Raw genomic sequence first — 25,661 nt, forward strand, 5'->3', positions numbered from 1 at the left:
TTGAGTGCATTTAAAATTTCAATACAGCAGTTTGATACACCTTATGAAGTAGCCCCAGAAGTATTAGCACTAGAGGGGAGCTCGGGTCATGAGCAAGTGCAAAACTGGCATTCATTTGATGCCTTTATTTATGACTGTATTGTTAAAGCAAAGTCAGTATTGAAAGAGTCAGACGTGCAGCAACCGTTAATTTGGTTATTACCGGCACTGCCTTTTCAAACTGATCATAAAACACTATTTATAAACAGCCTTCAACAGCGTTATGGCATTGCTGTTGAACAGATGATTTTTGAAGGCGCAAACGCTATACACAGTGCGATTGCATTAGCCAAAGAGCAAAATTTTAGTGCTTTTGATGTGGTAGCAATTGATGGTGTGTTTAAAGCCTCAAAGCATAACGGCTTTGAATATTTAGGTATAGCGGCTTGTAAGGCATATGTTGAATTTACTCAGGTAGGTTGGGCGTTGCAATCTACGAGCATGTGTTCTTCTGTGGATATAGCAAAGCATCAGCCTATACATGCAGAGCTTGAACGTATTTTATCGCTAAATGAACAAAAAATAGATTTAGTGTTTGCCCCAGGTAATGGCCTAGAAAGTGATGATTGGGTAAGTTATTTACCTGTTTTAAGTAAAAAAATTAATGAACAAACGATGTTCCAACTTCCTAATTATAAATTAGGCAAAATGGGAGCAATAGAAGGGGTTGTAAACCTCGCAAGCCTGACAAATAGCTCACTTTATGCTGAGCGTTTTGGGCAGGCGTTAATAATTTCGCAAGAGTACAACAAGTACCAAGCCGTCGCGTCATACTTATGGATAAGTAAGGAAATGTGCAACTAATGGATAGTAAAGCAGTTGTGTTACAGGGAACACGTTATCCCATCTGCCTCGTGTTAGCTAAACAGCCAGCCCCCAGTGGTTTTATTGCTGTCGCAACGAATACGCCGGATAGTGCCTACAAATTTGTAGCAGAGGTTGGCGCGGTATTAAGTGGCGATGCTGCTAAACGATTAGATCTTATTCAATTGTTAAATGTTGCTGGTATTAATTGTCCAAGGCAAGCAACAGCGCGCGAAACTGCAGCGGCTTTGATAAAAGCCTTAACCTCAGGTGCCATTACGTGCTACCAGCAGCAAGTAAAAAGCACCATTCAAGTCAGTGATAATACTCGCTCATCGCAAAGTAGCAGTTCAGCGTCTTCGGCTGTGCCAAGTAATGCCAAAAAAGCAACACAAGCTCCTGCTAGCAATAAGGGCAGTGCCAGTAACACAACCGCAAGTGAAACGCCTATAACAGAACAAGAATGCCGTTCAGACCCGGTTTCGATGCTAACAGGCGAAGAAATTCTTCCTTTAACTGACTTCTCATTAGCCGCAAATAGGCCTTTAACGTGGCGTCGGTTATATCGTTCGTCTCACTGTAATCAAAAAACAATACTGGGTAATGGCTGGCGTCACGATTATTTAGTGCAATTAACCGAGCATTACCTACCACCGCCGAAAGTGGGCCCAAAGAAAAAGGGCACCTACTGGCTTGAGTATCACGACGAACATGGTGCGACTCATAAGTTTGAAAAAGTGAAGCCGGGGCAATCGAGTTATCAGCTAAGTAGTAACTTGGTGCTTCATTATAAAGAAAATGGCAAGCAAGTATTAGTAACACCAGATGATAAACACTTGACGTTTATGCCGGGTGGATCAGCATGGTTGCTCGAAAAAATCATCAATGAAAAAGGTCAAAGCACCCGTTTTTATTATGATTCGATGGAGCGTTTACAACGTATTGAAGTAAACAATGTACGCGGCTGTGTACTGAAATATAATAAGCACGGTTTGCTCAAAACGGTGCACGCTTATCGTACTAATGAACAAGGAAAATTAGTTCTTTTAGATCAGCCGTTAGCCAGTTATGAGTATGATGAACAGTCAAACTTAGTGGCGGCAACAAACCAATTTGCTGAACAAGAGCGTTATGAGTATAACGCTGCAAATTTACTAGTAAAGCGAACTAGAGCAAGCGGTTTTAGTCATCACTTTGAGTGGGACTCATATGGTTATGATGCCAAATGTATTAAACAGTGGGGTGATGACAACACCTATTGCTATCAGTTCGAGTATCAAGGCAATAAAACAACCAGTATAGATTCACGCGGCAACCAAGAGCACTTTGTTCACAATGAGCAAGGTAAGCTGATTGAGCACACTGATGCCAATGGTAATATCACACGCTATGATTACAATTCGCTTGGACAAAAAGTAGCGCAAACTGATGCTCTAGGCTATCAAACGCTTTATACCTATACTGAATACGGCCAACTTGAATCAGTCACCCAAGCTGATGGTAACCGCACTCAATTTGGCTATAACCAACTTGGTCAACAAGTCGTTGTTATTTTGCCAAATGGCGAGAAGATTAAACGCCAATACAGTGCCTCAGGGTTACTACAAAGTGAAACCCAAGCAGATGGGCGAATAGCACTTTACAGTTACGACAAACAAGGTAATTTGACCCAGCATGTCACGCCAAACGGTCATGTATTAAAATACACATGGAATGAACAAGGTGAGCTACTCGCAAAGCAGCACAATGATGAGCTCATTCGTTACAGCTACGATAACCTCGGTCGTGTAAACGCGACCATCAACCAAGCCGGTCTGCTTACTCAATATAAATATAATGAGCAAGGGCAACTAGTTGAAACAACAGCGTTTGAGCAAAGTAACCCTGATAACAAACAACAACAGCTTTTTTCTTATGATGATGCTGGTAGATTAGTTCTTTCGACAAACGGTAATGGTGATACCACAGAGCAGCACTTTGAGGGACTAAGCCAACCTCACTGCGTGATCCAGCCAGATGGCAGTGCACTGCATTTAACGTATGATAAAGAGCGAAATTTAACCGCAATCGAGCGTAGTGACGGCCATATTTATCGCATTAATTACGATGCAAACGAAAACCCAACACAAATCACGGGTTTTGATGGTACTGAACAGCAATTTAAGTACGACGCATGTAATCGTTTAGTGGCTGTCACGCAAAGTGACAAACGCCATGTAAATATTAAGCGTGATAAGCTAGGCCGCGTTATTTCGCAGCACGCAAGTCTAGCCACAAATAAACACATCGTTAATAACGCTAACCACTACACTTATACTTCAGAGGGCAAAATAGCACGTGCTCACAATGAGCAATCAACGATTAAACAGTCGTTTGATAAAGGCGGACGACTACTGAGTGTTGAGCAAATTCACAACCAGTCTCAAGCTCATAAACTTGTATACAGCTACGATGATTATGGCAGACGACAGTCTCTTACCTTGCCAGACTCAACAACCCTTTATTATAACTACAATAGTTTTGGGCAGTTAAGTGCTATACAGGTAAAGCGAGCGGATGGTGAGTTAGCAAAACTCGTCGAGCTTGGCTATGACAGCCAAAATAATATCAAAACTCAGCGTTTCGGTAATAAGGTTACCCTTAATCAGGCGTTTGATGTTTTTGGGCGTTTAACGCAGCAGCAACTATCGCATCCAGAGCACACATTATTTGATAGCTGTGATTATCAATATGATGCGGTTAATCAACTCATTGCGCGTGAAGAACAAGGCATTAGCTGCCAAAATACACAGTTTGAATACAATAGCCTTGGCCAGTTAATTCAGCAAAATCTAGCTGATGCAAAGTCGGATACACAAGCGCCAGAAACCGCCAAGCAATTTCAGTGGGACAGCTTTGGTAACCCGGTTAGCCAAACTCAAGCGCAGCATGATGAAGCAGTCAATAAACAAGAAGCTAATGATGCTGTTACATATAGCCAAGTCGATGCCGACAGGTTAACCCATTTTGGCGATAGCGATTTTGAATACGATGACTGTGGTAATCAAGTTCGTGAAACGGGCAAAGGCATAAAAACGCACCGTGAATACAATGCGTTCAACCAATTAAGCAGCTTTAACAACAACGGCACGCTAACACATTACGACTACGACCCACTGGGTCGTCGCATTGCTAAGCAGACTGAGCATGGCAAGATTGATTATATTTGGGATAACGACCAGCTAATAGGTGAATACCAGCATGGCGAGTATACCTGGTACATCAACTTACCCAATCAATTTCACCCGGTCGCACTGATTAAGCAAGGTGAGATGTATTACTACCACCTAGACCAATTAAACACCCCACGTTTTGTTACAAACAACAATGCAGAAGTTGTATGGCAAAACCATGCTGATGTGTACGGCTATGAAGAACCAGAAACCCATGCTGGCTTTAATAAAGAAAACAGCTTCACTCAGCCAATACGTTTCCAAGGGCAATATTTTGATGAAGAAAGCGGCCTACACTACAACCGCTACCGTTATTACAGCCCCAAACAACAACGTTTTATAAACCAAGACCCCATTGGTTTAATGGGTGGCATAAACCATTATCAATATGCGCCGAATCCAGTGAATTGGGTGGACCCGTTTGGGTTGTTATGTAAAGAAGGGCAAGAAAAGTTATCTGCAATGTTAGATACATTAGTCGGGAATGGGATTGATCAAACAGCGAAGGATAAAATTCTAAAAAGTGCGATAGATAGTGCTGCAATTACAGATCCAGAGGGTAAGTTAAAAGTTCAGAAACCAGATGGTGTGAACAAGCTTAATTATGCTTACACCGTAGAGGCAATGAATGAAGTCGACAATACCATTACAATTCACCGTAATATTGCCGGAGAAACTAAAGAAATGGAGCTTACTATCGAAGAATTTGCAGGTATGCATGAGTTTGATGGTAAGGCCGTTAATGAAGAATGGGCAACGAAAGGGCGCATTAAAGAGAATACAGCAAGAACGTTGGTGACGGCTAAAAAGAAAGAAAACTCAGATAAAACCTATATATTGAAGCCAGAAGAAAAAGAAGAATTACAACAGCATTGCGATGCACGAGATGATGCAATAAAAGAGCGTGATAAGTTCGCGCGTCAAACCGAAGGATACAACAAGCAAATCCCGAAAGTGAATGAGCAATCAGCCAAAATTGGTGAAAAGGCAGCCGACATGGCCGTAAAAGCTAATTACCCAGGTTATGAGAGAATTCACCCAGATAGTTTAGATGATTCTACATCGGTTTCTGGAAACTTTGATATGGTTTACCAAAATGCAGAAGGTGATGTAATAATCGTTGAGGCTAAAGGCGGCAAAAGCCCATTGGGTAAGAAGCAAATTGGTGATGAGGATTATCAGCAAGGAACACGTGAATATGCCGAAGCAATTACTGAGAATATGAGGAAAAGCTCGCCAAATACAACAGATATAAAAGCGGCTAATGCAATTAAGAAAGCTACTCGTAGAAAGAAAAATGAAATTAAATATTTGCATATAGAAACTCCTATCTATAAGACTGAACAAGGCTCAAGAGTTAAGGAAGTGAAAATATCAGAGTTTGATATTGGTAATTAATAGTTAAAAGGTGAAAAATGAAAATTGAAAGGGTTTGTATTCCTAAGTTTGAAAATGTGTCGCTAAATGAAAGATTGGAATTTCCTAGAGAAGAAATCAATGAAACCCCAGACTTCTTTGCTGATTATCGTGATAACCTTTTACAATGTGCAAAAGATAGGTTGGATTTAGCTCGCTGGCTCACTTGGGAAGTCCAAACCAATGAAATAGAAAAAGAGTCTGCAACAGGTTTACGCTATGCATCTAAAATGTACGCGGCTTTTTTGAAGCTCGCAGAGCATCCCGAGCAAGACATTACGTTTAAGATATTAGATTTACCAGAGGTGACTTGGAATGGGCTAGGAATGTTAGAAGATGGTCGTGCTCACCCAAGCCAGTGGCTTGATGCCTATTTTTTAGCTGTGATCACGCGCGATTCCGAAAGTATGGATAGCTTAGCGAACTTCCCCGTTGAAATTATGAAACAAAGTGCCACAAAAGCAGGGCCTGTTTCATATAAGTTAGTCGAAGTATTTCAAGCTTTCCATCACAGGCAAGATAATTATCCATCGTTACTCAACCAGTGTATGAAAATGGCAGTAGATCAAGGTAACGATTGGGCACTAGGCATTGCAATGGGGTATTTAGAAACGTTTGCAGCACTTACCACCGACATTGGGTTTGACTTCAATGAAACGCTTGCAAAAAATATTCAGCTGCAAGAAAAATATTGGATAAATGCAAGTGGTCCAGACACTGTCCCGGTTGAATCATTTTTACCTCTTCAACTGTTGGGCATGGCATGCATGTGGCGAGATATGGGTAATACTGTAACGGTTGAAAGTGATTCACTACCTCGCTTTTTAATCGAAGGAACCTATTTTTAATATTCACTTATAAGCTTTAAAAGTAACTACATAAAAACCTAAAAACTAGGCACGTATTAAATAAATACTTAGGTGTATGATGAAACAATTGATTATTAGCATTTGTTTGATTTTTACTTTTCCTTGTACCGACGCTTTAAGTAATGATGGCAAAACGTATGTCAGCCTTGATGTTATTGAGATGAATGTAGAAAGGGTCAATGACAATTTGTTTCGTTGGCTTAAATTTCATCCTGATAGCGACTTCCCTTGTTTAAGACTAGAGATTTTAGAAGCAGGTAGTAATGCGCATATCAAACGAAAGAATATATGTAACGTGTATGATGAAGCGTTAAAAGTGACACATGATCTTAAAAAGTTAACATTTTTAGATATCTACAATCTGAATGTTAATTCACAAACTCTGACATTTGACTTAGAACTCTCTTTGTTGAGTCAGAATGTAGTTAATATGAATTGTTCAATTAAGATTGAAAATACAGATTTTTCTCCACTTGAGTGTCACCGTTTAGAGGTGGGGGAATAGCCAGCGGCTGGATTGATGCTAGCTGTAATAAACACAACTAAGTCACTCGAAAGGAGTGATGGAACTAATTTATTTTTTGATAACAAAGAGCTCACTGAAGAGCTTTAATTAATGGATAGGGAAATACTATGAGTGAAATAAACACGGATGTTAACTATAAAACAATGGCGGGAAATGCCCGTTTACTAATGCTGGGTGAATCGAGTCATAATACAGCAGGTTTTAAATATGAGGCAATTAAGGCTCTTAAACAATTAAAAGCAGCAGGATTTACTCACTTTGCAATGGAAATGCTACCTCGCTCTATGCAAGAAAAAATAGATTTTTATCAACGTACAGGAAAGGGCTTTAAGGTAATTCAGCAATATTTAAATGAGAATTGGACGTGGGGCTACTTAGTACCTAAAGCTTATGGCGAGCTGGTTAAGGCTGCTAGAGACATTGGTTTGAAAGTAATTGCACTAGATATTTCTTATGAATTGATGGAGCAAATGGATAAGGAATGTGAATATGACCAATATATGACGGGTTATTGCTTCAGTACCCACACTCGTCGAAATAAAATATGGGCTGAAAATATAATAGGGGTTTTAAATGCCTCAAAACAACATCGTGTAGTTGCCTTTATGCATCGCTGGCATGCCGTACAAGCCACAGACTATGAGCCTGGTCTTGACACTATTGTGCAAGAAAAGGGCATGAATAGTATAAGGTTTATTGATTTTATAGGTGGAATAACTTGCTTATCTCAAAGGCAATGTGAAGGTAGTTCTGCAGAAATTAATTCACTTAAACAACAATACTTTTCGCGTGAAGGCTTCCCTTATAAGCATGCTGTAAAAGCATTTCAGGTTCATATTCCTGAACAAAGAGTTAACCTAGATGGCACTTTAAAATGGTAAAACATCTACTTTTAGCACTTTTAGTTTTGAGCACAGTTACTCCCTATGCCGAGAGTAAATCGGTAACGGGCTCTTTATGGACCGAACTTGATATTAATGACCCTGCTTTATCTAAGGGGGCAGCAATGCGCCAATGCGAAAAGAGTTTGAAATATGCAGTTAACGAACTTGAAAGCTGGTGTGAGAAAGCCTACCAACTCGGAGCTTGGGAAGCGTTGCTTTATATTGGGTATCATACAGGAGATGGCTCGCGTTACGTTCATGAAGTAAAACAACGTGCAGCTAATGATGAAATCAAGGCTATTCGTAAGTTAGCATGGCTATATGATGGTGGCTTATTCATTGAAAATAACCCAACTGAAGCGGCCCGTTTATACGAACTATTCCTCACAAAAGCTACAGATGCTTCGCCTCGTTTGTTAAGACGGATCCATTACGACCTGGCAAAAATTTATACAAAACTTGAGGATTGGCCGAGCGTAATTAATCATGCGGAATATGTGCTCGAACACAGTGAAGGGGATGGCACTGAGGCTCTAGCTAGAGAGTTGAGAGATTATGCAAAAACACAAAGTAGTCAATGAATGTAATTATTTAGGTTTATCTAATCAAGGTTTTAGAACTAAAAGGAGCTATAAACGCTATTAAATGCGTTATAGAAACAGTATGGAACAACAGCATCAACAAACACTCACCCAACTAGTTAACGATGTTTATAACAAACCGGACTTAATTGAAGAACATCAGGTTCTTATTCAACCCTTATTAAAAGACTTGCTAGCAAATGCGCCAGCGGGTTTTGAGGGGATGGCTACGATGATCCACAGCCATTTTGTCAACGGACTTAAATCTACCAATCCAAATATTCAAAAGTTTGAACTTGAGTCAGGGCTTTTAAAGCTTAAGCCTTATTTTCAAAGAATTAATCAGTAAGCTACAAAATCTTAGTTTAGGTAAACAAAGTACAAGGATGGTTATGTCATTAATGAATGCGTGCATTTTAATGCTACTGTTACAGCCATTGTTTGTTTACTTTGCGTTATTTGCAAAAGAAGTTGATCTTAATGAAGACTCGCAAGATTCGACTGTCATGCTATTTAACTTTGGTCTTTTGGGTATCACGCCTAGTGTTGCTTATTTTTACATGGAGCAGTTTTGGTTCGCAGTTGGGATGTTAACTGGCGTCACACTATTAGGTTTAACACTTGCTAAAACTTTAGAGTCAAAGGGTAAAAGGCCATTGGATCTCATCCTAACTTTGCGTTTTGTGACGTCGTGGCTGCTTATTTTTGGCGTTATATATTGGTTAATTTCATTATTTACAGGCTCATCAGAAGTTCAGCCAACAATTGCTGATGCTGATCAGCAAGTTGAGCCGTTTTATCAGCTATTTTGGCCTTCATTTTACTATTTAGGTTTAATGGTTTTTACATTTTTACTTAAAGTACTCGAGTTTCGTTTTCAATTAAAGCCAGCATTATCTGGTACTTTTTTGATACTTGCTGCAGCGTTAATCGGTATATCACCACTCGTTGATGGTAGTTTTATTCTTGGCTTGTTTATAAATATCGTCATATTTTTTATTTTTTGCTCTATGTATATGGAAATTAATAAAATAAATGACCCATCTGGCGGAGCGATTGCTTTCTTTTATGCATATATATTATCAATGGGAGTTGGGGTAGCTATTATCGTAAAAATTATACGTGTAATATTTTTTACTGCTGAAGTTTGATTTTTGATCTTGCAAGGGAGGTTGTTTTTTAGTTATTATTTGTACCTGTTTTGTTGTTTTTATTCTGCGTAAATTAATAATGTATAAATCAGCATAATACGGTTTTTGTTGCCATAAATTGCATTGCAAGGAGGCTTGGTGTGTTCTCATCAAGGGTTAGGCAGTTAGCTATATTAATTGCTACATTATTTGTTTTATTCACTACGACACAGGTATTTGCGAATATGTTTGGTTTTTTTAATAAAAGTGATTTTATTTTGTCTGCCCCTGTTAAAGGGCAGCTATTTGATGATGGGAAGCCTGTTGCAAATACCAAAGTGATGCGTTCACTTACTTACGGTGATGAATATATCGACGAAACAGTAACAGATGAACAGGGCTATTTTACGTTTTCAGAAAAAACAATTAAAACCAGTAAGCCAGCTAATATGTTCGATAATGACTCATTGGTACAGCACATTTATTTAGAGAATGGCACGCCAGAGGGAATAGTATTGTGGTATACACTTGTGTCACTTCATGAAAATAGTCAAACCCTCAAACGATTACTTGCTGATTTAGAATGCGATATTTCTAAAGAGCCAGAAACATACGATATTCCTATCGAAGAAGATACAAGCCATACTTTTGCGATTTATACATCATGTAAACTTTAACCTAAAACGACTCATACAAAGGGAACTTATATGAATACCTTGACGCCTACTCAAGCGGTGCAACTCGCTGAGCTTGCTTATAAAGCAAAAAGTATTAAAACAACTAATTTACTTAACCACTCATTGCACGCTTCTTTGCGAAATAGCTTTAATTTCTCAATTAACCCAAGTGCTGTACAAGGTGTGTCGGGTGGTTTTTTCTCTCATTTATTTGGTTTAAGCACAGGTTTTGGTTTAGTTGCACACGGAAAAAATGAGTTTCAAGGTGATTCTGTTATCACTATTCGTGGCACAGCCTCTTTAAGAGATGGTTTAACAGATGCAAACTTCGGTTTAAGTGGTGGTTCAAACGGTAGTATGGTTCATGCGGGGTTTAATAAAACGTTTTACACCATGAAGCCGGGCCTGCAAGAGTTTGTAACAGCAAATATACGTGACAAAGTAACAGGATGCGTACATTTAGTTGGCCATAGCTTAGGTGGTGCACTTGCAACGTTAGCGGCAGATTGGATCAAAGCTGAATATTCGTTACCTGTAAAACTGTATACATTTGGCTCTCCTCGTGTTGGTCTAGATAACTTCTCAAGAGCCGCAACAGGCAGAATCGATAAGATTTATCGTTGTACTCATGGTGCCGATCCTGTCACTAAAGTGCCGTTATGGCCATTTTCTCATGCTCCTTATCAGGGCCAAGAAATTCGTTTAGACAGCGGGCAAGGTTTAAAAGGGGCTGCCCACAAACTCAGTGGGACTCCTGGCTACATCAATACCGCAAATAGTAATGATTGGGGCAACCTGACAATCCGTGCGAATCATTATCTAAATACACCTGTGCGTTTAAATTTTGAAGATCGTAATCAAGCATCATTCAATTCACATTGGGCAGATAAATTAGGTGCGGCGCTTGTTACCTTATTAAAAGATGCTGGTTATTACAGTGCTGTTGCAGCACAAGCAGCGATTGGAACAGGCCTGACATTTTACGACATGCTTGCTCGAACTTTAGATAAAATTGCGAAAGCATCAGCCTCATTTGCTGCACAAACACTGGGTCTTATTGGTCATATGTTGGTGTTTGCTGGCAAAGTTGTTAGCAAAGCCGTAGAACTAACATACAGTGTTATTAAGTGGGCTTTTGACTCGACTCTTGGTGCTCTTTATCGCGCCGCAAAAGACGGCCTAAATGGCTTAGATTAATAACATATTGGGCATGCTGGTTAGCATGCCCATTTCTTATTATTTTTCGTTTTCTTTTAATGAGCTTATTTGTATTCCATTCTTACTCAGCTCACTTTGTAGCTTTAATGCACTGCTTTTTAAGTTTGGTAACGTCTTGTTATTTATGATATCAACTGCTTCATTTAACTGCTTTGAAGCATGTTTAGCCGACATTTTTCTACTGATTGCTGCATCAATAATAAATTGACTTTTGCTGTAAAAACGACGAATTTCAGTTAAAAACTCACTGGGCGTTTCTAAGGTTGTGGGTGAATACTGCATGGTCTGCCAAATATACTTTTCGATGGTTGGCTTGTTATATTCAAGTTCAGACTTAGCTGGGCTTTTTGCTAGTAAGTTAGCAAATTTTTTGAGATGTTCAGCATTATCTTTAACTTCATCATATAAAGAAGTTCTAAGATAATAGTTATCTTCCATTTTACTGAAAGAGTCGAATTTTAAAGCTTGCTCTAAACCACTTTGGGCTGCAAGATAAACCCCGAAAATAGTTGAAAAAACGAGGAATAATTGGTTTAGCCAAAAACCAGTACTTTTTAGTTCTTTATTATCAACGGTTTTGAATGCGGTAGTGATCTTTGGAGTATTTCCTTTATCCATTATTAAATTCCTTTTATTATTTTGACTTAGTATCTCACAGCTGTTTTATTAATAAACTTAATCTCTTTCTAACAGTACAGCGCCGCTGTGCTCTTCACCTAAATAATCATCTTTGTTGTAGATAGGGCATTTGGCCATTGATAAACAGCCGCAGCCAATGCAACCGTTAACGCGCTCGCGTAATCGTTGCATGTATTGAATTCGTTCATCTAATTGCGTTTGCCAGACTTTTGAAAGAGCTGCCCAATCTTGTTTAGTGGGTGTGCGTTGCTCGGGTAGGGTGCCTAAAGTTTGTTTAATGTCTTCAAGAGTTATGCCCATGGTTTGCGCAGCTTTTATTACGGCAATTCGGCGCAAAACATCGGGTTTATAACGGCGCTGGTTACCGTTATTACGCCAGCTGCGAATAAGCCCTTTCGACTCATAAAAATGCAAGGTCGAAACTTTTACGCCACTGCGTTTTGCCACAAAGCCAACTGCTAGGTTTGCATCAATAAGTTTCTTATCTGACATAATTTGCTCCAAGGTGTTGACCTAAAGTTAGCTTGAGGTTTTACGCTGCGCACATCATAAAAAAGGAGTGATAGTCATGCAACAAAAACCAATAACAAATACGGTAATTATTTATTCAAGTGCACGAAAAAAGGGTAACACGAGCTTACAAGTTAATGATTATAAAGCACAATATGGCGGCGATGTAGTATGTCTAGATGACTATGTTATCTCGCCTTATTGCTACGATAAGCAATATAAAAATGATGACTTTTATGCGGTATTTGAAGCGCTGTTGAATTATCAACACTGGGTGCTGGCATCGCCAGTGTATTGGTATAACACTACACCGCAGTTTAAAGCGTTTTTAGACCGGATCACTGATTACATGGATGATGAAACACTCAGGCCAAAACTGAGAACACTGCGTGAAAAGCAGTTTTCATTGCTCTCAAATGCAGGATCTGCTCACGCGCCTAACGCGTTTATCGAGATGTTTAAAAACACCTTTAATTACTTAGGCATGACCTTTAAAGCGCACCAACATATTGATGCTAGTTAAACGGGTTTAAACAAGGTAGGCTAGAGTAAAAACAACAGGAACTTATATGAAATCAACACTGTTAGGTTTATCTTTAGCCTTATTATCTTCGTTTAGTCATGCAGAGCAAGCTGAGCCTGCTATTAAAGGTTTTGGTTTTTATTATGATGTGCCAAATCATGCAGCAATCTCTGATCAAACGGTTTTCAAAGTGGCGTTTGATGTAGCTGATGCAGCAGAAAAAGGGGCGCAGAATAATAAAATGAACTCATTAGCACGATTCATTAATATGCATATAGCCCATGGTGTGAAGCCTGAGAACATTCAACTTGCTTTAGTTGTGCATGGTGGCGCAAGTGTTGATGTACTGGAAAACAGTTTTTATAAACAGCGCTTTGGCAGTGACAATAAAAATCAGCAATTGATCTCACAATTGCTGACACATAACACCCTTGTATATGTGTGCGGGCAGTCTGCAACGCACATGAAGGTAAAACAGCAACAGCTTATTCCTGGTGTGCAAATGGCGTTATCGGCAATGACCGCGCATGCACAGTTGCAACAGCAAGGTTACACATTGAATCCATTCTAATGAATATCTTATGTTTTGGTGATTCAAATACCTATGGTATTTCACCCGTCGATGGTAAGCGCTTTGCTGCCGATGAGCGCTGGCCTAGTTTACTTGGTATTAAATTAGGTGCCGGCTACCAAGTTATAGAAGCTGGTCAGCCTAATCGTACACTGGTGAACGACCCGCCTTTTAGTGGTGACAAACTGGGCATTAAATACTTAGAGCCCTACTTAGCGGCTTATCATTTAGATGTGATTGTTATTCAGCTCGGCACGAATGATTTAAAGCGCCGTTTTGCACTGTCGGCTGCTGATATTGCCAAAGCCCTCGAAGCACTTATTTTAGATATAAAAAACTACTATCTGCACCGCGAATTGCCCAAAATAATGATACTAAGCCCGCCGGCGGTGTATGAGGTTGGCGCGTATCAATCTATATATGCTGGAGCGGCTGCTAAGTCTGATGAGCTAGTCGCGGCTTTTTCTGAAGTGTGTGTGAAACAGCAAACTCTATTTTTGGATATCACAGCAATCGCTCCGCCTTGCCAGCAAGAAGGTGTGCATTTAACCCTTAAATCACATAGGTATATAGCAGAGCATTTACAGTTCTTGATTGTAAAACAAAAAAGCCACAGGTTATAAAACACTGTGGCTTGGGTATTGATTGCATAACAACCAAGGGAGTTAGGAGAGTTTAAAACTCGTAGCTAATGCTTAAGCGTGTAGTACGAGGCATAATGTAACGACCATTCGGTGCATCAGCATTACGAGGGTCACCTTCAGTGATACCTTGCTCGTCAGTTAAGTTATCAACTGCTAGCTGCACTTTAATACCTTCCATAGGCTCAACAATTAAACCAATGTCTACTTTTTCGTAACCTTCTAACACCACTGTGTTTTCGTTGTCGCCCCAACGATCATCAACCGCTGAGATTGTGCCGTATAAGGTTGCATACATGTCGCTTACTTCAAAGTCATAGCTTGGTGTTACACGTACTTGCCATTTTGGCTGACGTTGGCTTTCGTTACCTTCGTTGCTTGGGCTTTCAGTGATTTCAGTTTCTTGAAGCGTTGAGTTTAAGTTCACTGAGAAACCAGATTCGTGGTTGTAGTTATAATCAAGCTCAATACCGTATGCTTCGTTGGTTAAGATTTCAGCGGGTACACCAGGGCGGCGAACAAAGGTGTCACCTTTTACTTCGTTAGTGAAGAATGTTGCATAGAAATCGGTGCTATCAGTTAATAGTTTATAACCAAACTCGGCTTGTGTTACTTCTTTAATTAACTTTTCTCCACCTTCGTATGCACTAAAGTTATCGCGGAAGTCGTCGAAGTAAGGCATTTTATAACCGCGGTTTACGCGAGCAAATACGCCCATATCATCGGTAATTGAATAGTTAATACCTGTTGTCCACGATGTTTTGCTTTCGTCATATTGAACAGACTGAGTGATCACACCATCTAGGTTTTCATCAACTGAGTATTCCACCTCGTGGTTTTCAAAACGAATACCTGCATCAAGTGTAAAGTCATCGTTGAATTTATATTGAGCTGTTGTGTAAAACGCATTGGTGCGTGCATCACCTGTTGAATTGATATCGTAGTTAAAGCCACAACCATCATAGCTTTCATTACACTCTATGGCGTCTAGCATTTCGCCGCCTGCTTCTAGTACATGATACGCTGTGTTACCTAAGCTCCACCAGTCATTTGCTGATGTGCTTGCTGTGTAGTAACCAAATGCCAGTGATAAGTTATCAAGCTTTTTAGCAAATGCTAAATCGTTGGTGAATGCGCTAATTTCTTTTAATACCACCCAACGACCAAGTTGTTGAACCGCTGTGTCTGCATCGTATTCTGTGCCAGTTACTGCACCTGTTGCTGTCTCACCGTTATCTGCCACTGCACCAACGGTTGTTGCAGAACCTGCCGGTACTAAGCCGTACGTGTTTGCATCACCTTTGGTGATGTTGAAGCGATCTGTGAAGCTCCAACCGTTATCGAATTCAAGTTTGATGCTACCACCAGAAACATGACCTTTCCAACCACGGCCTTCACCTAAGTCGATTTGTTGCTCGTCATTATTTGGGCCTGTGTAGATAGTCGCTTGGCGATTTAAAGTACCCAGCTGCGTGTAGCTTGCATCAACACCGTCAACATTTAGTGGTGTTGGTAAGTACCATGCACCGTGGTCGTCTGTTTGACGGGTGTATAAGTTAATAGTGCCGTTTTCTAATTCTTTAGTGATATTAATGGTGAACTGGCTGCCTTTTGCTGATGTGAAACCAGCATCACGAATACCCGGAGAGCTTTTAACATAACCACCCACCATGAAGAATAAGTCATCAGAAATTTCACCACTAACCATAGCGTCAATGCGTTGTAGGTCATAATCTGAGGTTGTGTATTTGAATACGCCTTCGGTATCTTCACTACCACGTTTAAGGCGGAAATTAGTTGTTAAACCTGGTTGGCCATTTGATACAACAGGGTTTGGACCGCCGCGTAATGCTTCCATCGTTTCGATTGTTTCATCTAAACGGAATAACGACGAGTTTTCTAAAAATGACAAAGTAGGCGCAGGGTAAATTGGCGAACCTTCAAGGCTTAATGTTAAAAATGGTGCATCGCCCCCACCAGGGAAACCACGAACAAATACGTTCGCGCCAGACTCACCACCCGAGCTTTCTACCCACACACCCGGCACGGCTTTAAATAAGTCTGCTGTACTTTTTGGCGATAGTTTAACGATTTGATCTGCATCGATATTGGTTACGGCATAGCCAGCATCAATTTTACGTACGCCAATACCTGCTGGTGTACCTGATACAATAATTCGTTCTACTTTTTCTTTAGCTGGTTGCTCAGTTTGCTCTTCGGCCATAACTGTTTGGCCACTCAAAGCTAGCAAAATTGCAGAGGCTAGCGCACTGCGTGTGTATGTAGTTGTCATTGTGTGTTCCCATTTTTTATGTTGTTGAAAGCAATGTATTAGCGAATATTTTGCAATTGTTAACACCTTGCTTTAATAAACCATAAAGATTTATGCAAACGTTTGCAATTTGTTTTTTTAATTTTTTGTCCTTTTTTTAAACACAGGATGAGGTGGGCTGTTTTTACTTACTGAAAAAATATTATGCTTGTTGACGCAGCGATTTAGCCAAAATGGTGGTATATTGCCAGCATATGTTTTAAAGGAAAGCAGTGTTTCAGTATCATGAATGATAGAAAATTAAAGTTAGCTGATCTTGCGAAATTAGCCGGTGTTTCTACGTCGACTGTTTCCCGCGCGCTCAATGATAACCCATTGATAAAAAAGGAAACTCGCGAGAAACTTCAACAGTTGGCGAAAAAACATAACTTTAGTTTAAACACGGCTGCTAGCCGCCTTCGCACCCAAAAAACCAATGTTGTTGCAGTTATTATTAACCTCGATGGTGATACAGAACAGTCTATTAACGACCCTTTCTTACTTAAAATTGTTGGTGAAATAAATTTAGCGCTAAATAAATTTGGCTTAGAGTTATTACTTTCTAATTCGTTTATGGCCAGTGATGATTGGGCAAATTACTTTATTAATAGCCGCCGTGCCGATGGCATTATTGTGGTGGGCCAAGGTAAAAGCCAAGCAAATATTGAAGCGGCAGCGAATGCTGGCGTCCCTTTAGTTGTGTGGGGCGATCCAAAAACACCCAGCAGTTACCCCATTGTTGGCAGTGATAATTACTTAGGTGGTCGGCTAGCAACTGAGCACTTATTGGCAAATGGCGCTAAAAACATATTGTTTTTAGGTGACCCTGGGCACGCTGAAATTGGTGAACGCCACCGTGGTTATATAGATGCCATTTCTGAAGCAAAAGCTACTCCTCACGTGCTTTCTATCGACATTACTAGTAGTGCTGCTTACAAAGGAATTAACCAATTGTTGGTAGAAAAAGGGCTGTGCTTTGATGGCATTATGGCATGTAGTGACATGGTGGCTTTTGGTGCGATGAAAGCTTTGAAAGAGCGTTACATTAGTATTCCAAATGACGTTGCCCTTGTGGGCTTTGATGATATTGCCATGGCAGATATCAGCCATCCTTCTTTGTCGAGTATTAAACAAAATACTCAACGTGCTTCAGTTATTCTTGTTGAAAAGTTGTTAGCTCAGTTATCAGGGCAGTCGACAGAGTCTCAAGTTGTTGAAATAAAACTAGTAAATAGACAGTCGAGTCAGCGCTAAGCCTATCAAATGTTAGAAATATGTGTAATCTTAAATGCAAACGTTTGCATTTTGTTTTGGGCTAAACTAGACTGAATTAAAATAATCATAGGTTGAAGTGAATGAATCCTATAAGAGTAACTATCGCGCTGGCATGCAGCTATTTTGTCTTTGCTATTATGCTCAACAGTGTGGGCACTGTTATTTTACAAGCAATCAATAGTTTAGATGTAACCAAAACTCAGGCGTCTGTTCTTGAAGGATTTAAAGATCTTAGTATTGCCATTGTGTCATTTATAGTGGCGTCATTTATCCCTCGCATAGGCTATAAAATTGCTATGCTTGGTGCTTTATTACTGGTTGCAGCAATGTGTTTGGTTGTTCCAAGTATTGCCGACTTTTGGGTGTTAAAAGCACTTTTTGCTGCAATTGGTTGCAGTTTTGCTGTAATGAAAATTTCTGTTTACTCTGTTATTGGTCAAGTAACTGATAATGCCAATAAACACTCAGCATTATTAAACACCATTGAAGGGGTGTTTATGCTTGGCGTGCTGTCGGGCTATTGGATTTTTGCGTTATTTATAGACGCTGATAATCCGCAAAGTAGCCACTGGTTGAATGTTTATTACTTGCTTGCAGCAATTGCTGCTGTGGCGTTTGTTTCTGTACTTGCGGCACCAATAAAATCGCCAGAACTAAAAACTAATCAGCAATCTCAGCTACGTGACTTTATTGACATGTTAAAGCTGACTTACCAACCCCTGGTGCTCATTTTTGTTGTAAGTGCATTCATGTATGTACTAATTGAGCAAGGCGTGGGCACCTGGTTACCGACCTTTAATAACCAAGTTTTAAAGTTACCAGTCGATGTCAGTATCCAACTTGCCAGTTTGTTTGCCGCTGCGTTAGCGCTTGGTCGTTTGGTAGCAGGGCAAGTACTTAGGTTTATTAATTGGTTTAGTTTACTAATGGGCTGTTTGGTCGCTATGGGTGTGCTCGTTTTATTGGTGCTGCCTTTGACTCATGATGTTGATGGTAGCCAAGTGAAAAGTGTGTTTGATGTGCCTTTTGCAGCATACATGCTGCCGTTGATTGGCTTTTTTATGGCACCGATTTACCCGTTACTTAACTCTGTGATGCTGAGTTCACTTGCTAAGCACAAGCATGCGGCTATGACAGGTTTAATTGTGGTTTTTTCAGCATTAGGTGGAACAACAGGCTCAATTATTACGGGCTTTGTATTCGATAAATTTAGCGGTCAACATGCGTTTTATCTCACATTAGTGCCAATAGCTTTGTTATTAATCACGGTTTCAGTATTTAAAAAAATCACCCTACAGCCACAGTATTTAGCAGCCTCAAGCGCAGAATAAGGGATTATCATGAACTTCGTTAATAGCCAGTTATTTAAAGACGTTCAGCTTGCAGAAGTGTTTGCTGATTCAAAAATGTTTGCAGATGCAGTGCCAAACTTATCTTGGCAAAGTGCCTGTGAGTTGTATCAACTTGTAGGCCCTTTAAGAGGTGATGAGCTGCGTAAATTTGTTATGTCGAACTTTGTGTTTGCTGATCAGTCTATTCCGACTGCGAAATTAGATACTACATCAGTTAAACAGTATATTCTTGACCTATGGCCACATTTACATCGCAATGCTGATACTGATTTAGCAAGCTCACTGATGCCACTTGAGTTTGATTACATTGTTCCAGGTGGTCGTTTCCAAGAAATTTATTACTGGGATAGTTACTTTACAGCCTTAGGTTTAGAAGATATTGGCGACTTGACGACAATTGAAGCCATGGTTAATAACTTTATAGACCTACAAGAACGTAATGGCTGTATTCCAAATGGTAACCGTGTTTATTATAGCTCTCGCTCGCAACCACCTGTATTGGCGTTAATGTTAGCGATGCTATGGGATGCGAAATATAAACATGAAGCAGATATAACTTGGCTGGCAAATGCTGTAAAAGCACTTGAAGCTGAGTATCAATTTTGGATGCAAGGCTGTAACGACCTTAGCAGTGAAAAGCCTGCTATTAGGCGTGTTGTAAAAATGCCTAATAAGGCTATTTTAAACCGCTATTGGGATAGTGCGGCAACACCTCGTCCTGAGTCATTAAAAGAAGATTTACATGACGCTGAGGGGCTAACAACTGAGCAGCAGCAAAGTTATTTTCAACATATTCGCGCGGCATGCGAGTCTGGCTGGGATTTTAGTAGCCGTTGGCTGAGCGATCATAGTGACCTAAAAAGCATTGAAACAACCAATATTATACCGGTAGATTTGAATAGCTTACTGTATAACTTAGAGCATACGTTATCTCGTTTTTACCGGTTACTTGGTGAAGAACAAAAGAGTCAATCTATTGCCGAGCTGGCTACACTGCGCTTAGATGCAATTAATACTTATTGTTGGAATTCTGAGGCGGGTGTTTATCGTGATTACAACATTCGACTCAATCAGCAAAGCAGTGTTGACTCAATGGCAATGGCTGTTCCTTTGTTTGTAGGTGCAGCATCTGTACAACAAGCTCAACAAGTAAAGCAAAAACTGATGAGTGAGTTTTTAAAACCCGGTGGTCTAGTGACAACATTGTGTAGTACACCACAGCAATGGGATAGCCCTAACGGCTGGGCGCCGCTGCAATGGTTCGCTGTAAAAGGTTTAATTGAATATGGCTTTGTCAGCGAGGCACAGGCGATCATGAAAAATTGGGTGAGTATGATCGAAATGCGTTTTGCAGAGGATAAGTGCCTGCTTGAAAAGTACAATGTGTGTGAATTAGTTAGTCGTGCAGGTGGTGGTGAATACATAGTACAACAAGGGTTTGGTTGGACAAACGGTGTAACATCACGTTTTTACAAACTACTTGATGACTCACTATAAAAGGGTTGATGGGAGTATTGGTGATTTACATTTTGTTAACCGTGATGTCTGGTCATTCAAATGGGTTAGCAATGTTGTAAATTGCCAAAATAAAGGCTTATAAACGGTTGAATCATGTATCTAAATTGGGTATTGTGAATGAAATGTTTCAAGGAAGAAATGAGATGATTCAACCAACTTCTGTATTTCTAAAAACACAGCCAAGGTTACAAAACCGCAGTCAAAATTATCAATATTTAATTAAAATACTCGATGCGTTTTTTATGCGCGTGAAAGTCGATGCAAGTTTGCCTCAAGACTCTATGCGCGATGAGTTTAGCCTTTATTTGATTGATAGCACTGGCGCACATTGGAAAGACTTATTACCTGCTGAGTTAGTGCAACTTGCTAAGCAACATTTAGTGGTTATCTTTAATGCGGACGCTAATGCAATCTGCGAAGAAAACTTACTTTTAAATGGCATTAAAGGGGTGTTTTTTGCAGATCAGTCACCTGAAGATATTTTTGCAGGGCTGGTCAGAGTGATCAATGGCGAACTGTTTTTTAGCCGTAAGAGTATTTCTACTACCTTTAACCATATGCTGTCTGCAATGTCTCGCAGCCAATTTAATGCTAGTAACGATTCGGTAAATACTGATATTGACCTCAGCTTGCTGACTAAACGAGAAAAATCAGTGATTCACTTACTTGCCCAAGGTGCGAGTAATCGAGATATCGCAGAGCGTTTAAATATCAGCGATCATACAGTTAAAACCCACCTGTACAGTGCATTCAAGAAAACGGCATCGCGTAACCGCGTGGAGCTGGCTAATTGGGCACAAAATTACATGGCAGTGAGTTTGTCTTTACAAAATACACAGTGACAAACTATAGCCAGTTTAATCCCAGTGGTAGTGTTTGATCAGAATATTCAGCCACTTGCTCGATGCTTAAAAATCCAGCTTCAAGCAAGTAGCCTTCAAAATCTTGCTTCAGTTTAGTTTGCATTATTCGAACCTCGGTTCGATTTAGATGTGAGCTTATTCATAAAGTACAGTGGAATACACAGTATTAATAATCCCAGCCATTGCCATAATGGCGCAAAAAGAAACACCAGTGCTGATTGTGCATCATAAGAAAAATAGATTGAACCTAAGGTCACAGTACCAAATAAGACACACATAATAGTGACAATAAACGTGGCGATTTGTGTCACTCTTGTTTTACTGTGTTCAACCATCCACGCCATTAATAAATAGGGCGAAATACCCCATAAAACAAAGCCAATTGGCAGGCTTTTTGAACTGTCAAAATTATCAATGATGATAACCAGGGTAATCATTGCGGCTAAAACAATAAGAGAATAAGCGCATTTGGAGAAAGTAATCCATTTCATAAATAAAACTTAATTAACTGAATGCTATAAGTATTTATTTCGATGGGTAATTTAGCAGAAAGTTCAAATTGGGCGCTGTGGTGTTCAGCGCCACACTTATTCAATTAGACTGCTTTTGCAGACCAAATGCCTTTGTTAATACCTTTTAATACAAGGTCGCTAAGCGCTTTTTCAATTGCTTGCGTCACGCAAATACTCATAGGCTCATTGTCGGTGAATCCGGCTTCTGCTTCTGCAAGACGTTTGTAGCTCACATAGCGAAAGAAGCCTGCGCGCATTTCTTGGCTGAGTACTTTTTTGCTAGTCGCAACGGATAACAAAACTTGGCCTGTGCGAACATCGACAGCGCGTAAATAAATTGAGATTGCATCTTCACGATATAACTCTGATGCGCCAATCCCGAAGTATTCCATACCAATCCCGCCGGTTTTGATATTTGTGTCGTAGCTAATGATACCGCCTTCTAAGATTATTTTAGCTGTCGTGAGTGGTGGTAATTCAGGTAGCTTATCGTTTTCGGCTTGCGCAGCGCGAATTATTTTACGCTCAGTTAAGATATTTTGTAGACCTTCGCGTTCTACCGGAATAAACCAATCAGATTCATGCAATGCTTGCACTAAAATAGAGTTAGCACCTTGTGTTACTGCGGTAGAAAATGAGCTTACATTTGCCTGTGGTTTGTATTGCCCAGTTTGGTCACGAAATGAGTACACTGACACAGGAATGCTTCCCATTGGTTGAGGAAGGGCCTGCAAAGCCTGGAAAGTTTCGGTTGGCTCAAGAGAGTCTGCTAGTTGTTTGGTCGGTGGGATTAAATTGCCCATTGATGAACAACCCGACAGAAGTAATACCATTGCTGCTAATGTGAATGTCTTCATTATCCAAACCTCGGTACTTCAATTACTGTCACTGTGCCATCAGAGGTGTTGGTAATTCTAACGGTGATTGTGTCACTGGTACTGGTGATAATTTGAATTTCATAATCACCCGTCATAAAGGTCGAGTCACCATTAAAGATGCTGTCGTCGATTTCGTCACCAAATGCCATATCTGTGATTTCTCGTACCATTCTATTTAAGTAGGTACGCTCTAACGAATCTTGAAATTTTTCCCCGTAGGTTTGTTCGATAACCGGCGCTTTGTGCTTGTTTTGTGATTGCGCTTTATTAAGTAGCATGCTGGCATTTAATGGGCTGCCACCAAAGCTTGGGTTAATTGGGGTATAAACGAGTTCGGTTGCCCAACTAGAAAGAGGGCAGAGGATTATTATTAGTGTTGTTAAGTATTTCATTTTACCATCCATTTTTTGCCATATCGGGTGATGATTGCTGCATTTGACTGCGTGCCATGGCATCCATCACGCTATACATGGCTTGTTTTACACGTTCATCTAATGGCTCTAAGCGACGTCCTAAATAAGTGACGTACACTATTTGGTTATTCATTTTTAAGACAAGTCGAGTCCCCGCTCGGGGTAATACCGTTTCTTTTATTTCGATATTAAAACCTGCTGTTGAAGGTAAATCGCGCCATAGGTTGGCAAACTCAAAATAAAATTGATGGCCAAATCGGCTAATACTTCTATCGAGTACTAAGCCATCGATTTCGAGGTCTTCGCCATAACTAGCCGTACTTTGAGCTGCAAGCACGATGCAACATATGCGTAGTAAGTTTTTTATTTTCATAATGGAATGAGGGAGCAAGGCTCCCTCTTAAGCGATTATTCTTGGGTTACAGTTGCGGTATTGCCATCACCTAGTTGAGTGATAACAACTGTGCTGTTAGAGCCAATCATTGAGCCTTCAACAAGGTTTGCGTTGCCGTCTTGTACAACGACCAGTGAGTTACCCTCACCGCCTAGCAAGAATGCACTTTCACCTATACCTACAACAAAGTTTTCTGAGCCTGTTTGGCTAATATCAACAGAGTTGTTGCTACCTTCCATAATCAGGTCGATGGCATTGAGTTCACCAACTTGTGTGAAAGCAACTTGGTTGTTGTTGCTATCAAGCACGCTTGCGAATGTTAATGCCGCTTCGTTAAGGTCACCCAGCTGATTAACTGCAATGTCATTATCGTTTGAAGAGAGTGAGTCGTCTGGGTATGAAGACTGGACTAGTACCGTGTTTTCATTGCCGCCTTGAGCAATATCAACGTTGTTGTCGCTACCATTGAAGTTAGCAACGTGAGCACTGTTTGCGTCACCAATTTGGTTAGCAACAAACTCATTGCTATCGCCAATAGCACCTAAGTACACATCATTACCGTTACCATTTTGGAATGCAGTGAGTTCGTTGTCGTTGCCAATAGCATCTAAGCCAGCGGTATTTCCATCTTGCTTCTGATTAACAAGTAGCGTATTGCCATCGCCAACAATGACACCTGACTCAAAACTGTTGCTGTTGCCTTCTTGATCAGATTTAACTTCGTTCTCATTGCCTGTGATTTCTGCAATTAATGCGCTGTTAGAATCACCGTCTTGTTCAAACTTAACCTCGTTATAATCACCACGTAGTGAAGTAAGTGCAGTGCTATTAAATGAACCTGTTTGGTCAATAGTAAGCTCATTGCCATTGCCAATTACTTCATCAGAGGTAAACGCATTGAAAACACCTTCTTGCATTACATCGATGCTGTTATCATCACCTGTAATTACATTGAAAGTCGCTTCATTTAATAAGCCGCTTTGTTCTGCGCTAATAGTGTTGCTGTTACCCTGTAAATCAAAGTTGTAGAACCAATGGCCACCATCACCTTGCGTTACAGTTGCGCTATTTTCATCACCAACCATGACGTTGATAGCTTCGTTGTTAACACCAAAGAATCCTGCACCTTCTTGCTCAACGCGAATAGCATTGCCAACACCAACGGTTTCAGACAATGCGCCATTCATGGTACCGTTTTGGCTGTGCGAAACAGTATTATCGTCACCTGTGTTGTAGATAAGAGATAAGTTAGATGTTTGTGCTTGGCTTACTTCAACCATGTTGCCATCACCTACACTGACAGTTTCTGCACGATGACCTGTACCTTGTTGAGCAATAACCGCATCGTTACCAACACCGGTAACCGATACTTGATCTAGGGTAATTGAGTTTGATACACCCAGTGTTGAAACTTGGCTTGCAAGCTCAGTGCTAGATTGTGTTTTATCATCTGTGTTTGCACTTGCTGCAAAGCTTGAACCTAACGCAATAGTAATTGCACAGGTAAGTAGAGACTTTCTTAACTTCATGATTATTCCCTTTAAATTATTATTAATCAAAGCTCTAAAATTATTATTTTCGCTTTTAGAACCATGTACCAGCATGCCTTGCCGGATTAATTTCTGTGATATTCAACTGTTAGCTAACAATCAGAAGTGAATGAAGCAACGTTGTTATTTGCGACTATGAGGCCATACAAATAACAAGAAAATTACTTTAGACAGATTTGGAATAATATAAAATCATCAGTTTTTGTGGTTTTTATAAATTATTTATTTTCAATTGGTTATGTGTGTTTGTTTAGGTTTTAGTATGGGTTTTGATTTAAAAGCAGTAAAAAAGTTGGGGGAATATTAATGGATCATTGAGGGTGCTTTTTTCACAAAAAAGTGTGAATTGGACGTA

25 protein-coding genes are annotated in these 25,661 nt (G+C 40.1%); 17 read left to right on the top strand and 8 right to left on the bottom strand.

Translation table 11 applies throughout. The features are described from left to right. From NFU46_RS09925 to NFU46_RS09970, 10 genes are all read left to right on the top strand, one after another. Entirely contained in the window at nt 1-843 is an 843-nt protein-coding gene (locus NFU46_RS09925) for a hypothetical protein (protein ID WP_251601517.1), read from the top strand. Beyond that, on the top strand, nt 843-5,453 hold the full coding sequence (locus NFU46_RS09930) for an RHS repeat-associated core domain-containing protein (protein WP_251601519.1): 4,611 nt from the start codon (nt 843-845) through the stop codon (nt 5,451-5,453). The genes NFU46_RS09925 and NFU46_RS09930 overlap by 1 nt, the downstream gene beginning before the upstream one ends. 17 nt (nt 5,454-5,470) lie before the next feature. After that, complete coding sequence (locus tag NFU46_RS09935; protein WP_251601521.1) at nt 5,471-6,319, top strand: immunity 49 family protein; 849 nt, start codon at nt 5,471-5,473, stop codon at nt 6,317-6,319. A gap of 79 nt (nt 6,320-6,398) precedes the next feature. Next, nucleotides 6,399-6,845 carry a hypothetical protein gene (locus NFU46_RS09940; protein ID WP_251601523.1) on the top strand — a complete coding sequence of 149 codons (447 nt, stop codon included), beginning with the start codon at nt 6,399-6,401 and terminating at the stop codon, nt 6,843-6,845. Nucleotides 6,846-6,973: 128 nt separating this feature from the next. Continuing rightward, on the top strand, nt 6,974-7,747 hold the full coding sequence (locus tag NFU46_RS09945) for a ChaN family lipoprotein (protein ID WP_251601525.1): 774 nt from the start codon (nt 6,974-6,976) through the stop codon (nt 7,745-7,747). Continuing rightward, nucleotides 7,741-8,331: a hypothetical protein gene (locus NFU46_RS09950; RefSeq protein ID WP_251601527.1), complete on the top strand. Its 591-nt coding sequence runs from the start codon at nt 7,741-7,743 to the stop codon at nt 8,329-8,331. Before NFU46_RS09945 ends, NFU46_RS09950 begins: the two co-directional genes overlap by 7 nt. Nucleotides 8,332-8,413: 82 nt before the next feature. Then, nucleotides 8,414-8,680: a hypothetical protein gene (locus NFU46_RS09955; protein WP_251601529.1), complete on the top strand. Its 267-nt coding sequence runs from the start codon at nt 8,414-8,416 to the stop codon at nt 8,678-8,680. A gap of 88 nt (nt 8,681-8,768) precedes the next feature. Then, a complete protein-coding gene (locus NFU46_RS09960) occupies nt 8,769-9,482 on the top strand; it encodes a hypothetical protein (protein WP_251601531.1) in 714 nt (237 codons plus the stop codon). A 140-nt stretch (nt 9,483-9,622) separates the two neighbouring features. After that, nucleotides 9,623-10,138: a DUF6795 domain-containing protein gene (locus NFU46_RS09965; protein ID WP_105181748.1), complete on the top strand. Its 516-nt coding sequence runs from the start codon at nt 9,623-9,625 to the stop codon at nt 10,136-10,138. A gap of 30 nt (nt 10,139-10,168) precedes the next feature. Then, nucleotides 10,169-11,335 (top strand): lipase family protein, encoded by a 1,167-nt coding sequence (locus NFU46_RS09970; protein ID WP_138618920.1) that lies wholly within the window; start codon nt 10,169-10,171, stop codon nt 11,333-11,335. 39 nt (nt 11,336-11,374) lie between these two features. On the opposite strand, the gene NFU46_RS09975 is transcribed toward NFU46_RS09970, so the two are convergent. Beyond that, nucleotides 11,375-11,974 (bottom strand): hypothetical protein, encoded by a 600-nt coding sequence (locus NFU46_RS09975; RefSeq protein ID WP_244926762.1) that lies wholly within the window; start codon nt 11,972-11,974, stop codon nt 11,375-11,377. Nucleotides 11,975-12,031: 57 nt separating this feature from the next. Further along, nucleotides 12,032-12,487 (bottom strand): redox-sensitive transcriptional activator SoxR, encoded by a 456-nt coding sequence (soxR, locus tag NFU46_RS09980; RefSeq protein ID WP_251601533.1) that lies wholly within the window; start codon nt 12,485-12,487, stop codon nt 12,032-12,034. 76 nt (nt 12,488-12,563) lie between these two features. Here soxR and NFU46_RS09985 point away from each other — a divergent pair, with 76 nt between their 5' ends. From NFU46_RS09985 to NFU46_RS09995, 3 genes are read left to right on the top strand one after another with little or no spacing between them, the layout of a single operon-like run. Continuing rightward, nucleotides 12,564-13,028 (top strand): flavodoxin family protein, encoded by a 465-nt coding sequence (locus NFU46_RS09985; RefSeq protein WP_062565811.1) that lies wholly within the window; start codon nt 12,564-12,566, stop codon nt 13,026-13,028. A 46-nt stretch (nt 13,029-13,074) separates the two neighbouring features. Next, the gene (locus NFU46_RS09990) at nt 13,075-13,599 is read left to right on the top strand and encodes a DsrE family protein (RefSeq protein ID WP_251601535.1); all 525 of its coding nucleotides are present in this window, start codon (nt 13,075-13,077) and stop codon (nt 13,597-13,599) included. Beyond that, a complete protein-coding gene (locus NFU46_RS09995; RefSeq protein ID WP_251601537.1) occupies nt 13,599-14,222 on the top strand; it encodes an SGNH/GDSL hydrolase family protein in 624 nt (207 codons plus the stop codon). Before NFU46_RS09990 ends, NFU46_RS09995 begins: the two co-directional genes overlap by 1 nt. A 52-nt stretch (nt 14,223-14,274) precedes the next feature. On the opposite strand, the gene NFU46_RS10000 is transcribed toward NFU46_RS09995, so the two are convergent. Continuing rightward, a complete protein-coding gene (locus NFU46_RS10000; RefSeq protein WP_251601539.1) occupies nt 14,275-16,533 on the bottom strand; it encodes a TonB-dependent receptor in 2,259 nt (752 codons plus the stop codon). A 264-nt stretch (nt 16,534-16,797) separates the two neighbouring features. Here NFU46_RS10000 and NFU46_RS10005 point away from each other — a divergent pair, with 264 nt between their 5' ends. The 4 genes from NFU46_RS10005 to NFU46_RS10020 all read left to right on the top strand — a co-directional run bounded on the left by NFU46_RS10005 (nt 16,798) and on the right by NFU46_RS10020 (nt 21,538). Beyond that, complete coding sequence (locus tag NFU46_RS10005; RefSeq protein ID WP_251601541.1) at nt 16,798-17,805, top strand: LacI family DNA-binding transcriptional regulator; 1,008 nt, start codon at nt 16,798-16,800, stop codon at nt 17,803-17,805. Between the two features lie 101 nt (nt 17,806-17,906). Beyond that, nucleotides 17,907-19,157 (top strand): sugar MFS transporter, encoded by a 1,251-nt coding sequence (locus tag NFU46_RS10010; protein ID WP_251601544.1) that lies wholly within the window; start codon nt 17,907-17,909, stop codon nt 19,155-19,157. A 9-nt stretch (nt 19,158-19,166) separates the two neighbouring features. Beyond that, nucleotides 19,167-20,675, top strand: a complete 1,509-nt coding sequence (locus NFU46_RS10015; protein ID WP_251601546.1) for a trehalase family glycosidase — start codon at nt 19,167-19,169, stop codon at nt 20,673-20,675. Nucleotides 20,676-20,839: 164 nt separating this feature from the next. Further along, on the top strand, nt 20,840-21,538 hold the full coding sequence (locus NFU46_RS10020) for a helix-turn-helix transcriptional regulator (RefSeq protein WP_251601548.1): 699 nt from the start codon (nt 20,840-20,842) through the stop codon (nt 21,536-21,538). Nucleotides 21,539-21,651: 113 nt separating this feature from the next. On the opposite strand, the gene NFU46_RS10025 is transcribed toward NFU46_RS10020, so the two are convergent. The 5 genes from NFU46_RS10025 to NFU46_RS10045 form a co-directional block, all read right to left on the bottom strand. After that, nucleotides 21,652-21,996: a hypothetical protein gene (locus tag NFU46_RS10025; protein WP_251601550.1), complete on the bottom strand. Its 345-nt coding sequence runs from the start codon at nt 21,994-21,996 to the stop codon at nt 21,652-21,654. A 158-nt stretch (nt 21,997-22,154) separates the two neighbouring features. Beyond that, nucleotides 22,155-22,928, bottom strand: coding sequence for a CsgG/HfaB family protein (locus NFU46_RS10030; protein WP_251601552.1), 774 nt, complete (start codon nt 22,926-22,928; stop codon nt 22,155-22,157). Continuing rightward, nucleotides 22,928-23,353: a curli assembly protein CsgF gene (locus tag NFU46_RS10035; RefSeq protein ID WP_054562528.1), complete on the bottom strand. Its 426-nt coding sequence runs from the start codon at nt 23,351-23,353 to the stop codon at nt 22,928-22,930. Before NFU46_RS10035 ends, NFU46_RS10030 begins: the two co-directional genes overlap by 1 nt. After that, nucleotides 23,343-23,735: a curli production assembly/transport protein CsgE gene (locus NFU46_RS10040; protein WP_251601554.1), complete on the bottom strand. Its 393-nt coding sequence runs from the start codon at nt 23,733-23,735 to the stop codon at nt 23,343-23,345. Before NFU46_RS10040 ends, NFU46_RS10035 begins: the two co-directional genes overlap by 11 nt. A gap of 35 nt (nt 23,736-23,770) precedes the next feature. Continuing rightward, entirely contained in the window at nt 23,771-25,285 is a 1,515-nt protein-coding gene (locus tag NFU46_RS10045) for a curlin (RefSeq protein WP_251601556.1), read from the bottom strand. Between the last annotated feature and the right edge of the window lie 376 nt (nt 25,286-25,661).

Origin of the sequence: Pseudoalteromonas sp. NCCP-2140 (genome assembly GCF_023708065.1) — a bacterium.
In the GTDB taxonomy this organism is placed as follows: Bacteria; Pseudomonadota; Gammaproteobacteria; order Enterobacterales; family Alteromonadaceae; genus Pseudoalteromonas.